This window comes from Cysteiniphilum marinum, assembly GCF_014857925.1.
GTDB lineage: Bacteria > Pseudomonadota > Gammaproteobacteria > Francisellales > Francisellaceae > Caedibacter > Caedibacter marinus.
Genome location: NZ_JACYVZ010000005.1, coordinates 61,716 through 73,793 on the forward strand (window position 1 = coordinate 61,716; position 12,078 = coordinate 73,793).

Consider the following 12,078-nt stretch of genomic DNA (forward strand, 5'->3'; position numbering starts at 1 on the left):
GGACTTGCATTTAAATGTATAGTAAAGTGTATAGTGGAAAAGGCAATAAGGCATTTTTGTGCTAAACTTCATTTCACTATACACTTTGGAATATACACTATGAAGCTGACAGATACTAAAATAAAGGCTTTGAAGGCAATGGATAAGCTATATCGTGTTAATGATGGTAATGGGTTATATATATCAATTAAAGCAAATAATAGTAAAGCATGGGAGTTTCGCTATACACTAAATGGTAAGGCGAATTGGCTTGGCTTTGGTTTATATCCCAATGTTTCATTAAAGCAAGCACGAGGGCTAGCACAGGAATATAGAGCTTTAATTGCAAATGGAGTTGACCCAAAAACTTATAAAGACAAACAGAAAGCAGAAAATGATAAGACGCTTGAGCATATTGCTGCCTATTGGTTAGATGTCAAAAAGAATGAATTTTCTGCTAGTCATTACAAACAAACCGTTAGTAGGCTAAATCGCTTCATTTTGCCAACTTTTGGGAAAAGGAGTATTGATAAGATAGAGGCTCCAGAAGTTGTTAGGTTTTTAAAAAGTTTTGAAGTCGAAGGGCATTTTGAACAGCGAAATAAAGTTAAAGGTCACTTGAATCAAATCTTTGCTTATGGTGTGGCTAGTGGTATATGTTCCCATAATCCAGTAGCGGGCATCAGCCCTGTTTTAAAAGTAGCAAAAGGCAAAAACTATGCAGCAGTAACAAAGCCAGAGGATATAGGTCAGCTTCTGCGTGATATTGATAATTACCATGGTTTTTATACTACAGTTATGACATTAAAGCTTGCCCCTTATGTGATGTTGCGCCCTGGTGAATTAGCGGCACTTGAGTGGGAGGAAATACACGAAGATGAGCGACAAATACATATTAAGCCAGAGCGTATGAAAATGCGCAAAGCACATATGGTGCCATTGTCAAAGCAAGCATGGGCTATTATTGAGCAAATGAAATTATATTCTAGTAATGGAAAATACGTTTTCCCCAGCGCAAAAAAGCCTAATAATCCTGTGAATATAAACTCGTTAAGATTAGCATTGCGAGCAATGGGTTATAAACATTCATCAGATAGCGCAGAACCAATGCAAGAAGGAGATAAGCCAAAGCATGACACGCATGGTTTTAGGCATATGGCAAGTACACGACTTTATGAAATGGCAAGCATATATGGTTTTCATGGTGATATGATAGAGCTGCAGCTAGCGCATGCCGAATCCAATAAAGTAAAAGCGGCTTATAACCATGCGCAATATATCAAAGAGCGTACTAGAATGATGCAAATATGGGCAGATTACCTAGATAACCTAAGAGATGGTAAGAATGTCGTTAATATGTCTGATTTTAAAACGGGGTAGTTGATATTTTAGTATCAAATGGATTTACTCAATCACCCCTATCCTCAAATTGAGGAAGTTAAAACAAGAGCTGCAATACCCAAGCCCCCAATGGGGGTGGTGTTTTGAGCATATGTATTACATATCTTTAAGTGCTGACTTACTACCCTAGGCAGCAATTTTATTTTAAACTATCACAACATCTTAAACAGTGTCTAGGCTCGCTACCGAATAGCTGATTATCCACCAGTGTGGCACTGTTTTACCTAGTGGATGCTTGGGAAAGCAAATGGAGTTTAAAAAAGAATTTTTACCGCCCCCATTGGAGTTAACTTATCATGAACTAATTGAAAGGTGGGGGCTGCCAGACAATAACTCGACAGTCAAATATATTGCTGATTTAATTAATAATCACAATCTAAAGGGCTTGGTGAAAAGCCCCCGCGGGCTAAAAAAATATCAGCCAATTAGATTAGATTTGAGTAACAGTTTAATTGATGCTCAGATATGTGGTATTAGCAACCTTAGGCGAGATATAAAAATCGGGCTGCGTTCAATTCAAGCATTATTATTTGCTAGGTCAGAGTGCATAGAATATATAGAGGAAAGCGGCGTTACCGTGACAGATGACGAATTTTTGCATACTTGGCTTATGAGAAAGCTACATGAGTGTATCAATGATGTTCAAGTTATGATTGATGAAGGGAGTGTAGGCTCTGTTTTTTTAGATGCTCAAACATCTAAAGAGATATATTCAGCTCTAATAAATTATGTTGGCTATGAGGAATTACCTAATAGCCCAATACAGGTGCAAAATTTGTTGTATTCTGAGCATGAGGGGCGATTGCGCTTGCGTATTGGCAATATGGTGAATGATTCTTATATTATTACCACATATAAAGTCGAGCAAAAAAGCCTTTATTCAATGAATATTGAGGCGCCTATATTTGATGAGTCACAGCTATACTTTGCATATGCAGATATTGCGGAATTTGAGGAAAGTTTAAGTAATAAGAGTAGTAATGATGAGTCAAGAGGTAATGATGCTTTAAAGAGCGTACAAAAACAAACGGAGAGGGAGTTAGTCTTGAAAGTTGCTATAAATCTCGGTGTGATAAAGAAAAACCATACAAAGGCAGAGGTTCATGAAATACTGACACAGGCATCACCAGATTTATTTGCTTTAGCAAAAACAACTTTTAATGACTTTTTTAAGAAGCAGCAGTTATTTACCCTAAATTCTGGACGAAGAAGCATGGAAGATACTGCAAAAAAACACTAAATGTAGAGTGACTTTCATTTTTTTTCAATATACCTGAACCCTTTATTTAATAAGGGTTTAAATGTGGGGTGATTGGTTAATTACCCCATATTCACCCCCTTTTTATTTGTCTTTTTTATTTCCCATAATACACCACAAGACGCGGCGCCATGTCTTGTTAAGTAATAGTTTTATAAACATGTATTTAAGGGAGGGTTAGACAATGAACTCAAATATTATTAAGTTGCCTTGCGTGGTAGAGAAAACAAGCCTTTCTACTGCATCAATATATCGATTAGCCAAAGAGGGAAAATTTCCCGCACCTATTAAGTTAAGCGAGCGCTCTAGCGGCTGGTTGGAGTCAGACATTAACCAATGGATAGATAACCGCATAAAAGCGCGCGATAGCAAAGTAAACAAGGGGGTGAAGGTATGATTAGTATTAAAGAATATAAAGCATTTAAACAAGCAGTGTCCGCAAGGGAGCTATACGAGTTATTAGGTTTTGATTTTAGTAACTGGTCGAGATGGTGCAAGAAAAATATCGTTAACAATGAATATGCTTTAGTTAATGAAGATTATATGGGGTTCGTCATTAAGACGAGCGGTAATGAAACACAAGATTTTGCATTAACTATAGACTTTGCCAAACGTCTTGCAATGATGGCAAAAACTGACAAGGGTGAGCAGGCACGCAAGTATTTTATTGAGTGTGAGAAAAAGCTACACAGTGTTGTTAATACCTATACGTTCACAGAGTCAATTAATGCCGTATCAAAACAGATTGATGAAATTAAGCAAATGGGTAGTGCCTGGGGGAAAGTGGGTGCGAGCTTAAAAAGAACCAAAAAGGAAGCTAGAAAAGAGTTTAAAAGGCTCGTTAATGAAGCGCAGTATTCGCTGGATTTAGGTTTTCATGATGACTTAGTAAGTAAAGAGGGGTAAGGCTATGTTAAGTACTGAAATTCAATTAAGTAAACGTCAATTAAGAACACTTGAAGAACTCACTTTAAGAGGTGAAATATCAAGATTTGAGTTAAACCGTTATGCAGGGTTGAATACGCCTGAAACGATAAGGCAGTTGCGTAATAAGGGGTGTGTTATCCATATGGTAAAAAAACCACGTATTGACCAATACGGTGTAAAGGTTTACACAGGTTTTTATCATCTTGATGATAGCCAGAAAGATGTAGCACGTCAGATAGTTGCATCTGGAAATGGCAAGGATGGTAAAAAATGATGGTGGCAAATAATAAGAAGTTTAATGTAGAAGTAAAAGGGAACCCGCTTAATAGTCCCCTGTTTACTCCGCCCCCTCGACAAGTGCAGCAGTTATTTTCGTTGGCTCAAACAATTCAATCAAAGCGAAGCAGTTATGCGCTTATAAATGTATCAATAATTCCACCTTGGCTTTGTGCTAAGATTTTGCTAAGCTCTGCCGTGTTGGTCGTCAAAAGCCAGCGCAAATTGTCGGGCTTCAAAACCCATGAAACTAACAGCGGAGCTTATCAGTCCGTAAAACTTGATAATCACAATACGATTATATTTAATTTATGGCTATTCATTAGCTCATGGTTTTGTATGGTCGGGTGGATGCGCAAATACAATACCCTTTTTAGGGGAATAGCGCATGCTGTTTCTGTTAGGGCAGTTTTGAACCACCCGACTTTCAAGGAAAACCTAACAGGAGCTAAAAAAATGGCAGTTAAGTATTATTGTTCATCACAGTCGCGGGTCACTTTATCAATACGTATTATTTGTAATCACATGGGGGTGCGTTATGGATTTGCGTGAGTTTATGGTTAGTTGCGGTCATACGCCCCCAGAAGGCATTGAGCTAGGCAGGATTATACGTTTCCCCGCACCAAATAAAGGCCAAGACAATAAAGCCGCTTGGTTAATTATGTTTAACGAGGAATGTGCTGTGTTTAGTGATTGGATTAGCCATGAAAAGCATGTGTGGCATGCCAATATGGATAATATGACGCATACAGAGAGAGTGACAACATACAATGAAGCTATTGAGCGTGCTGAATCACTAAAAAAAGAACTTGCGCAGCAGCAAGAAGATGCAGCAAAAAGATGTCAGTATATTCTAGATAATTCAAAAAAAGCACTTGATAGTCATGATTATTTAGTTAAAAAAAGCGTTGTATCTTTTGGATTGCGTTGGGCGCCTCATCTTCAAGGGATAGATAATGCGCTAATCGTCCCTATTTATGGCTTTAATGACGATATGTCATTGCAATCGCTACAAATTATTTCACCAAAAGGGGATAAACGCTTTTTCAAGGGTGGCAAGAAGGCGGCAGGCTTTTACCCCTTACAGGTAAGAGAAGATAAGGACGCTAAGATATTAATTGCAGAGGGTTATGCCACAGCAGCAAGCTGGGCAATGATTCAACCAAATGATGGTGTTTACTGTGTGTTTGATGCGGGTAATTTAAAACAAGTTGCCGTGTCACTACGTAAGCGTTACCCATTCAATAAAATCGTTATATGCGCAGACAATGACCGTATGGGTGCAAAAAACACAGGCGTGTTAGCAGCCAGAGAAGCAGCCGAAGCCGCTGATTGTGATTATATCGTGCCACGATTTGAAGAAGGTGAAAAAGGCACAGATTGGAATGATTGGCTCAGTGCTAGGGGGATGCTGAATATGAGGGGGCGAGGATGAGTAGTGTTAACCAAATGACTAAAGATACAGACCAAATAACGGCAGAACTTCAGGCGCAAAAGAAAATGATTTCACCTGTAAAGCTGGGTGAGTTTTTGAATATACGGCTTAAGCCTGCTGATTTTTTATTGTATCCCATAATAGAGGAGCAAGGCTTGGCAATGATATATGCCATGCGTGGCGTAGGAAAGACGCACGTAAGCTTAAATATTGCATATGCAGTAGCAGCAGGTATTAACTTTTTAAAATGGAGCGCCCCGCGCAAGGCTAAGGTTTTATTTATTGATGGGGAAATGCCTGCTTATACATTACAAGAGCGTTTAAAAAGTATTGATAACGGCAGGAAGCTTGCAGACGATACATTAAGCATTATAACCCCTGATTTGCTAGAGGATAAAATATCTCCAGATTTATCAACAATAAGGGACACCAGTTTGATTGAGGATGCAGTTAACGATGCTGAATTAATTATCGTGGATAATATCAGTACCTTATGCCGTAATGGCAGAGATAATGAAGCAGATAGTTGGATACCAGTGCAGGAATGGGCGCTTAAGTTACGAGCTAAAGGGAAAGCGGTTTTATTTATCCATCATTCTAATAAGAACGGTGACCAACGTGGAACCAGTAAGAAAGAAGACGTACTCAGCACAGTAATAAAACTTGAGCATGAAGAAGGCTATAGCGCGGAGGATGGTGCGGCTTTTAAGGTCAGTTATACTAAAGCACGTTTGTTTTATGGCGAAGATGCCAAGCCCTTTAAAGCAGCTTTAACCAGTGACGGTTGGGTGTGTGAGGATTTTGACGATGGTATCGATGATAAAGTGATGGCAATGCTTCAAGAAGGAATGAAGCAGATAGATATAGCCAAGGAACTTGAACTTGAAAGATATCAAGTGTCTAGAATCATCCAAAAGCGTCAAAAATGCGATGGAATTATAAGGGGTGTATGATGAGGTTTTTGATTAAATTACGAGCCAGAATTTGCCATGCTTTTCGTGAAAAAATAAAAGTAATTTTTGTAAATGTTGCAATGTTGCACTCCCTTAGGGGCTGCAACATTGCAACAAATCGAAAAACGCTGCAACAAATGCTGCAACAGTAACAGGTGAAAAATATGCTTCAAACCCTTATTTTATATAGTTGTTGCAACTGCAACTTTTTCTGCAACAAACTGCAACTGGATGCTATTTGAGCTGCAACAAAATCGGCTATTTTTGTTGCACGTAATTTTTAATAATATGATCGCAAAATCTACACATTTTGCCATGCTAAAGGTGACAAAAAATGAGCGAAGTTATAAGGCAAAAAAACATCAATTTTGGGGGTGAGATTCCCTTTGGTGAACCTGAAAAATCAACACCAAAAACACTGGTTGATTTAGTACCATATGGAATAACACCATTAGATGCTGCCTATGTCAGGAGTCAGCTTATCCATACGCGCTGGTTTTCACGGTATGCAATCATCGAACAGTATTGCCAAGTATGGATTGAAGAATATTACACTGCGGATTGCCCAATAAAACGCACTAACTTAGCCAGACGAAAAGCGAATAATTGGATACGCCAATATTTAAGCAAATAACGCAGTAAATAATTCATATCACAGTATTAAAGCTTAACAGGAGTGACTTAAAATGAACGTTCAAAAATCAATTGGTTATAAACTTATACAACATATCATCGGTGAGCACTATGCGGATATAGTGTGCGACCTTGCACAAGGTAATGCTCGCGGAATGATTTATATCCCCATATATATACAAACAGCTTTAAAGCTTAAGAAGGTTTTACCCAGAGAGGTACTCGTTCAATTGGTAAATGAGTTTGGAGGACAGCGTTTATATGTGAGCAAAAGAGAATATCACCGTGATAAAAGGGCTTTTGCAAAACGAAGCATTATTCAATACATGGTTAACAAAGGTTATAGCGAAGCTGAGATTGTTGATATATGTGGGTTTCATAAAAAAACCATTAAGAAGGCTGTGCTGGCATTGTAGTACTTACTGTGTATCTCAACTTTTTCAACTAACCCATTAACTAATTTTTCTCCCACCCTCCCAGTGAGGGTTGGAATGATTAAAGTTTAACCTCTGAAATGAAGAGGTTAAAATATTCCCAAGTTTAAGCTCTTGAATTTGCAAGAGCGTTTAAAGTGGTTATATTGCCTAAATCGACTATTGCACTATATGTTTGAAATTGCCTTAATCCCTTTTGTTATATGCCTTTAAGAGGTGGTAACCTAGTCCTACACCCAGTAATCCGAAAACCCACGCAGAAAGTGTTTTCTGCGCGTATCAAACCTGCGTTGCTACAAGGGCTAGGAAGTACCTTAAAAATTGGGTTATATAGATTCTTTTGATATAGCACACTCGACTTTATAAGCTCCGTATTGAAATTGAAATGCTCTTATGCAAGCGTCTGATTTAGGAAAATAAACTATTTCCTCCCAGCAAGGTTTAGGCGGAGGAATCAAATCGCCTTGGTCAGTGTATTTGTTTTCTTTTAAAATAAATTTTTTGCCATATGTGCGAGCCCCATATATAGCCAATTGCTTTTGCGCTAGTATGGAAAAATATATAACATTATTTGTGGAATCTAATAGGCATTGATAAAACATAACCCATTTATAATGCCATACATTATTTTCAAGTTTATTCGCCCCTTTAATGGCGTTATTGTATTCATTTAAGCTTATATTAAATTTTGTTATAGATGAGTTTAGCCTGTTTAATAACAAAATAATATTTGGGTATTTTAAAGTCATAAGCTTTAATTCTACTATGCTAATGGGTGGAATTAATGTCTCAAATTGGATTACATTTCTGGTAGGGTCTGACCGCTGGTGTTCATTATTTAGATCATTCTTAAGTTTAATCAAATACTTTTTGAGCTCAAAGACTCTGGTTAAGATAGCATTTATCATAGCGATATTATTGCTAATTGAAACATGCTCACAATTTTTCTGTTGCTTTTTATAAAGTATTATATTGGTTATAAGCGCAATGATACCACCAAAAAGGGCACCAAAAAGGGCACTAAAAAGAGCAATCCACATAACGATGTCCTTATTGACTGTGTGAGAGAGAAACAGTATTCGCAAGTATAGTAAAAATTTCAGATTGTGAGTGATATTTTGTGTGTATTAGTTTTAAGTATTATCAATAATTGCAGATGTCTTCGCTTTTAATGGGGATTGGTATTATTGGTCTGAGTACATAAGGAGAGGGGGAAGTTATTGGATTAAAGTGAGATATAAAATCATCGATTATTAAGACTAATTTATTTTTAGCTTTTGTCTTATCTTTATAGTAAGGGTAGTCGTCGAGTGTTTCTTTAGATATTATAATCTCTATAATTTTTGAATATGTACTTGGCGACCCATCATGCTTCAGAGACCAATCAATATAGCATTTATAATCGCTGCCATGACCATTATATTGATGGCGATACTTAGCATCTTCAGGTAAACAAGCGTGATTTTTAATATAATCAATTAGCTCTTGTCCAATACTTTCTGAGTCCATAGGTTGTTCCTTTTATCTAGTCGGTACTGTAAGTTTTTGCCCACTGTTATTATGAATCTTAATATTTGTGTTCAAAAATTTAATTAAGCTTTCAATTTTATGCTTATTAACTATGAGTACTTGCATAATTGGTGAAGTGTGTTGAAGCTCAGAGTTTGTAATAATTTTTATATTTTGACTCCTATTTACTACTCTATGGATAGCCCAATCATACTGTTTAATCACTGGATTGATATCGCTTCCACTGTTAGTCTCATAGTCAATAACCCATATATCTGCATTAGTTGCGATTATAGGGATTACTATTGAAGGGTATGGTTTATTATCACCTTCAATCAATGGGGTCGGTGAGAAGTTTTCCATGGTTTGGCATATCTGTTGCTGTGCTTTATAAAAATTATTTCTGGAGTCTGCTGAATCAAAGCATTTATTTGAGTTCATTTGATGAAAGTTGCCATTAATTGTATATGGTGCTGACTGACCATCTTTAATATTAAAATTAATAACTCTATAGTTGATATCTCTGCCTGAAGCTAGCTTATGTTTTTTAGTAACTAGCTGACAGACAACATCACTGGAATAGCTCTTAGTAGTGTCATTGTCTTTATCACAAATACTTTTAGGTGCTTTGACAAGGATTAAATTTGTTCCTTCTTGAGCTCCTTTGCATTCAATCATATAATTTTTCTCAAAAAACGCAGCAATGATATCAACTTCAATGTTATCCCTGCCAATGAGTTCCCCCATTCTAATTTCTGATCGTTCTTGCTTATTGATTAATTTATCAATTGATTGGCACACTTCGAATTCAAGTAGATAGCCATTCTTGACGGCAATATCTTGAATGATTTTAATAGAGTTATGAGTATTATCGCTATTGTTTGACATGTCCTATCCTTGTGTATGAGCCGTAAATATTAACTAACTTTTCAGTTCAGATATGAGTATAGTAAAATTATTAATCAGTGCCAGTGTGGGTTTGAGTGCAAATAGCATGGTATTATTACACTGCTAATTGACATATTTAAAGCCATTTGCCATTTTGACTATTTGTTAAAAAGCTCAAACTTTAAGGGTCTCTATTGCAAGGAAAATAGTTCTTAATATTTTTAACGGTATAGGTTATGGATGCGTCTTTATTTATTGAGATTCCTTTAATAAATATTTCTTTCAATGAAAAACCCTGCATGAACTGTTGTTTAGTAATATATATGTCATGTATTACATCTTTTTCAGAGGTTTTCCCTATGAGTGGTATGATTTGGATATGCAGATTATTATTTTTCAAACCTGAATAGCGGACTCTCCATTGCTGTACAGTAATTGTATTTTCTATTATCGAGAAAAAATGATCACTTGAATTACTAGGTTTTTCCCATCGCCATCCTTTTTTACTACCTTTAACAGCTACAAATGGCTCTTTTGTCATAAATTTGCCTTCTGTATTAGCAATAACTCCAATAATCCCAGCATAAAAGCTAGGGCTTGTGAACACTAAAGATTTTATATCACCATCATCGTATATGTAGGTGTCACTCCAATCTGATGGATTAGGAGAGCCAAAACCATTTCTTAAGTTTTGAGTATTTATTTTTCTTTGTTGCATAATTATATATCTAGAAGAGACAAACATACTATCACCTATATTGGAGACTAAAATATCCTTAGTTGGCGGAGGGGAAAAAGATACACCTTCTTTTAAACATTTAATATTCTCAGTAAGTGCTTTAGGGTTTGGGTTTTTGTATGTGTATTTATCAGTAAAAATAGCACATGAGCAAAGAATAAAGGGTAAAATGCAAATCAATATGCTTTTCATTATGTATACTCCAATACATATCACGTTGTTATGCGAAATTTTAGACTACATTATTTAGTTGTGCCAGTAGTTGAAATTCTTTGTATTTCAGTTAACAAAGAATTTAGACCATTAAACCTAGTGAACTGAATCACTCTTATTCATATTATCCCAAGAGATAAAAGCATCAGCACTTAAATTAAAGCGCTTACTTAGTTTGGCTATTTGCTCTAAGGTTAGCTGGCGATGTCCATTTAAAAATTTAGAAACATTTCCTTGATTGCCAAAGATGTCTACAAGGTCTTTTTGCTTAAGGTTATACTCTGCCATAAGAAATTGAACCAATCTGTTGGGCGTGGTTAGCTCCGAAAGCTCGGGCAAATACATGTTTTCATAATCAGCAATGTGCCGTTCTATTATCTCCAAAATCGGTAAATATTCGTGCTGAGTGTTATCACCTATAAAGTCAGCCAGCTCTAGGGATAAATTTATTAGCTGATTTAGTTCGATATTATTTGTTGGTGGCTTAAACCATGGCGCAACCACACTCAGTGCTTGCTGTGTTTTTTTTGTTTCTAACATCGTTATATGCCTCCATTTAATAACTTCATTTGATTTGCACGCTTACTATATTCTGCATGAGTCCAAATTGCTCTGGTGTATACTTTTTGCCTGTTGTAGTGAATGGTAGTAATTAATCTATAGGCATTACCACCAATATTAAAAACTGTATACCTCCCCACTGAGTCAACGCTATTAGCAAATGACTCTCTTAGCTCATGCAGACTTTTTGCAGTAGATAATTTTATCTTGCACGCCCATTCAAGCAGAGGTTCTGTTGCTTGAGTATTGTGCTCACAGTATGCGATGAGCATTGCTCTACTGATTAGGTGCATGTTTTAAATACTGGTTGGTAGGTTCTTACATAAGAATATGTCATTATGACATATAAATCAATCATATTATTTTAAAGGTACTTTTAAGCAGTTCAATGCTGGCAGGTTTGACATGCGCAAAAAGCATTTTCTCATTGCCTGTAAAAATTGATTTCGTTTCGTTCTGTATACCTATGTAAATGGGGAAAGTATTCAAAAAGCGAAATACCTACCGAGGAAAGCATAATTTAAGCAATTAAAGCAAGGTACAGATTTGTACCTTGGTCAATATGAATCCAATAATAGAAAATATGATGAATATAACCTATCAAAAAGCGAAATACCTATCGAGGAAAGCATAATTAAATATGCGCTAAAAAAGGCGTGATTCAAGTTCCGCCATTGGAGTAGGTTAAAAACCAGTCAGGTAAGACGGTAAAACGCTTAACTTTGGTAGGCTCAATTTTGAGCTCACCTAATGTTGGTTTTAGTTGTGAGACTTACTTAACTTGAGGTGGTCAATGAAATTTCATGCAAGGGGGCATATTGCGATAAGTGTCCCCTGTAATGTACCCATGCGGAATGATTTAATTTTTAAAT

General features: G+C 36.5%; 16 protein-coding genes. 10 read left to right on the forward strand and 6 right to left on the reverse strand.

The window, feature by feature from the left end:
• The first annotated feature begins 99 nt into the window (after window positions 1-99).
• The 10 genes from IE867_RS04395 to IE867_RS04440 all read left to right on the forward strand — a co-directional run bounded on the left by IE867_RS04395 (window position 100) and on the right by IE867_RS04440 (window position 7,278).
• Window positions 100-1,359 carry a tyrosine-type recombinase/integrase gene (locus tag IE867_RS04395; protein ID WP_192483558.1) on the forward strand — a complete coding sequence of 420 codons (1,260 nt, stop codon included), beginning with the start codon at window positions 100-102 and terminating at the stop codon, window positions 1,357-1,359.
• Between the two features lie 268 nt (window positions 1,360-1,627).
• Window positions 1,628-2,620, forward strand: a complete 993-nt coding sequence (locus IE867_RS04400; protein WP_192483559.1) for a hypothetical protein — start codon at window positions 1,628-1,630, stop codon at window positions 2,618-2,620.
• 202 nt (window positions 2,621-2,822) lie between these two features.
• A complete protein-coding gene (locus tag IE867_RS04405) occupies window positions 2,823-3,035 on the forward strand; it encodes a helix-turn-helix transcriptional regulator (protein ID WP_192483560.1) in 213 nt (70 codons plus the stop codon).
• On the forward strand, window positions 3,032-3,544 hold the full coding sequence (locus tag IE867_RS04410) for an antA/AntB antirepressor family protein (RefSeq protein WP_192483561.1): 513 nt from the start codon (window positions 3,032-3,034) through the stop codon (window positions 3,542-3,544). Before IE867_RS04405 ends, IE867_RS04410 begins: the two co-directional genes overlap by 4 nt.
• A 4-nt stretch (window positions 3,545-3,548) precedes the next feature.
• Window positions 3,549-3,839 (forward strand): hypothetical protein, encoded by a 291-nt coding sequence (locus tag IE867_RS04415; protein ID WP_192483562.1) that lies wholly within the window; start codon window positions 3,549-3,551, stop codon window positions 3,837-3,839.
• Complete coding sequence (locus IE867_RS04420; RefSeq protein ID WP_192483563.1) at window positions 3,836-4,393, forward strand: hypothetical protein; 558 nt, start codon at window positions 3,836-3,838, stop codon at window positions 4,391-4,393. The genes IE867_RS04415 and IE867_RS04420 overlap by 4 nt, the downstream gene beginning before the upstream one ends.
• Window positions 4,380-5,276 (forward strand): toprim domain-containing protein, encoded by an 897-nt coding sequence (locus IE867_RS04425; RefSeq protein ID WP_192483564.1) that lies wholly within the window; start codon window positions 4,380-4,382, stop codon window positions 5,274-5,276. The genes IE867_RS04420 and IE867_RS04425 overlap by 14 nt, the downstream gene beginning before the upstream one ends.
• Window positions 5,277-5,290: 14 nt before the next feature.
• Window positions 5,291-6,229: an AAA family ATPase gene (locus IE867_RS04430; RefSeq protein ID WP_192483565.1), complete on the forward strand. Its 939-nt coding sequence runs from the start codon at window positions 5,291-5,293 to the stop codon at window positions 6,227-6,229.
• Window positions 6,230-6,563: 334 nt separating this feature from the next.
• Window positions 6,564-6,863, forward strand: coding sequence for a hypothetical protein (locus IE867_RS04435; protein WP_192483566.1), 300 nt, complete (start codon window positions 6,564-6,566; stop codon window positions 6,861-6,863).
• Between the two features lie 52 nt (window positions 6,864-6,915).
• Entirely contained in the window at window positions 6,916-7,278 is a 363-nt protein-coding gene (locus IE867_RS04440) for a hypothetical protein (protein WP_192483567.1), read from the forward strand.
• A 344-nt stretch (window positions 7,279-7,622) separates the two neighbouring features.
• On the opposite strand, the gene IE867_RS04445 is transcribed toward IE867_RS04440, so the two are convergent.
• The 6 genes from IE867_RS04445 to IE867_RS14960 form a co-directional block, all read right to left on the reverse strand.
• Window positions 7,623-8,336, reverse strand: a complete 714-nt coding sequence (locus IE867_RS04445; protein WP_192483568.1) for a hypothetical protein — start codon at window positions 8,334-8,336, stop codon at window positions 7,623-7,625.
• A 103-nt stretch (window positions 8,337-8,439) separates the two neighbouring features.
• On the reverse strand, window positions 8,440-8,805 hold the full coding sequence (locus IE867_RS04450) for a hypothetical protein (protein ID WP_192483569.1): 366 nt from the start codon (window positions 8,803-8,805) through the stop codon (window positions 8,440-8,442).
• A 12-nt stretch (window positions 8,806-8,817) separates the two neighbouring features.
• Complete coding sequence (locus IE867_RS04455) at window positions 8,818-9,693, reverse strand: hypothetical protein (protein ID WP_192483570.1); 876 nt, start codon at window positions 9,691-9,693, stop codon at window positions 8,818-8,820.
• A gap of 181 nt (window positions 9,694-9,874) precedes the next feature.
• Window positions 9,875-10,624 carry a hypothetical protein gene (locus IE867_RS04460; protein WP_192483571.1) on the reverse strand — a complete coding sequence of 250 codons (750 nt, stop codon included), beginning with the start codon at window positions 10,622-10,624 and terminating at the stop codon, window positions 9,875-9,877.
• 117 nt (window positions 10,625-10,741) lie between these two features.
• Entirely contained in the window at window positions 10,742-11,185 is a 444-nt protein-coding gene (locus IE867_RS04465) for a helix-turn-helix domain-containing protein (RefSeq protein ID WP_192483572.1), read from the reverse strand.
• Between the two features lie 2 nt (window positions 11,186-11,187).
• Entirely contained in the window at window positions 11,188-11,499 is a 312-nt protein-coding gene (locus tag IE867_RS14960) for a type II toxin-antitoxin system HigB family toxin (RefSeq protein WP_192483573.1), read from the reverse strand.
• Window positions 11,500-12,078: the final 579 nt, after the last annotated feature.

Excerpts from the sequence above, each read along its gene's own strand:
- IE867_RS04395 (WP_192483558.1), top strand. The coding sequence starts at position 100 with ATGAAGCTGACAGATACTAAAATAAAGGCTTTGAAGGCAATGGATAAG.
- IE867_RS04400 (WP_192483559.1), top strand. The coding sequence starts at position 1,628 with ATGGAGTTTAAAAAAGAATTTTTACCGCCCCCATTGGAGTTAACTTAT.
- IE867_RS04405 (WP_192483560.1), top strand. The coding sequence starts at position 2,823 with ATGAACTCAAATATTATTAAGTTGCCTTGCGTGGTAGAGAAAACAAGC.
- IE867_RS04410 (WP_192483561.1), top strand. The coding sequence starts at position 3,032 with ATGATTAGTATTAAAGAATATAAAGCATTTAAACAAGCAGTGTCCGCA.
- IE867_RS04415 (WP_192483562.1), top strand. The coding sequence starts at position 3,549 with ATGTTAAGTACTGAAATTCAATTAAGTAAACGTCAATTAAGAACACTT.
- IE867_RS04420 (WP_192483563.1), top strand. The coding sequence starts at position 3,836 with ATGATGGTGGCAAATAATAAGAAGTTTAATGTAGAAGTAAAAGGGAAC.
- IE867_RS04425 (WP_192483564.1), top strand. The coding sequence starts at position 4,380 with ATGGATTTGCGTGAGTTTATGGTTAGTTGCGGTCATACGCCCCCAGAA.
- IE867_RS04430 (WP_192483565.1), top strand. The coding sequence starts at position 5,291 with ATGACTAAAGATACAGACCAAATAACGGCAGAACTTCAGGCGCAAAAG.
- IE867_RS04435 (WP_192483566.1), top strand. The coding sequence starts at position 6,564 with ATGAGCGAAGTTATAAGGCAAAAAAACATCAATTTTGGGGGTGAGATT.
- IE867_RS04440 (WP_192483567.1), top strand. The coding sequence starts at position 6,916 with ATGAACGTTCAAAAATCAATTGGTTATAAACTTATACAACATATCATC.
- IE867_RS04445 (WP_192483568.1), bottom strand. The coding sequence starts at position 8,336 with ATGTGGATTGCTCTTTTTAGTGCCCTTTTTGGTGCCCTTTTTGGTGGT.
- IE867_RS04450 (WP_192483569.1), bottom strand. The coding sequence starts at position 8,805 with ATGGACTCAGAAAGTATTGGACAAGAGCTAATTGATTATATTAAAAAT.
- IE867_RS04455 (WP_192483570.1), bottom strand. The coding sequence starts at position 9,693 with ATGTCAAACAATAGCGATAATACTCATAACTCTATTAAAATCATTCAA.
- IE867_RS04460 (WP_192483571.1), bottom strand. The coding sequence starts at position 10,624 with ATGAAAAGCATATTGATTTGCATTTTACCCTTTATTCTTTGCTCATGT.
- IE867_RS04465 (WP_192483572.1), bottom strand. The coding sequence starts at position 11,185 with ATGTTAGAAACAAAAAAAACACAGCAAGCACTGAGTGTGGTTGCGCCA.
- IE867_RS14960 (WP_192483573.1), bottom strand. The coding sequence starts at position 11,499 with ATGCACCTAATCAGTAGAGCAATGCTCATCGCATACTGTGAGCACAAT.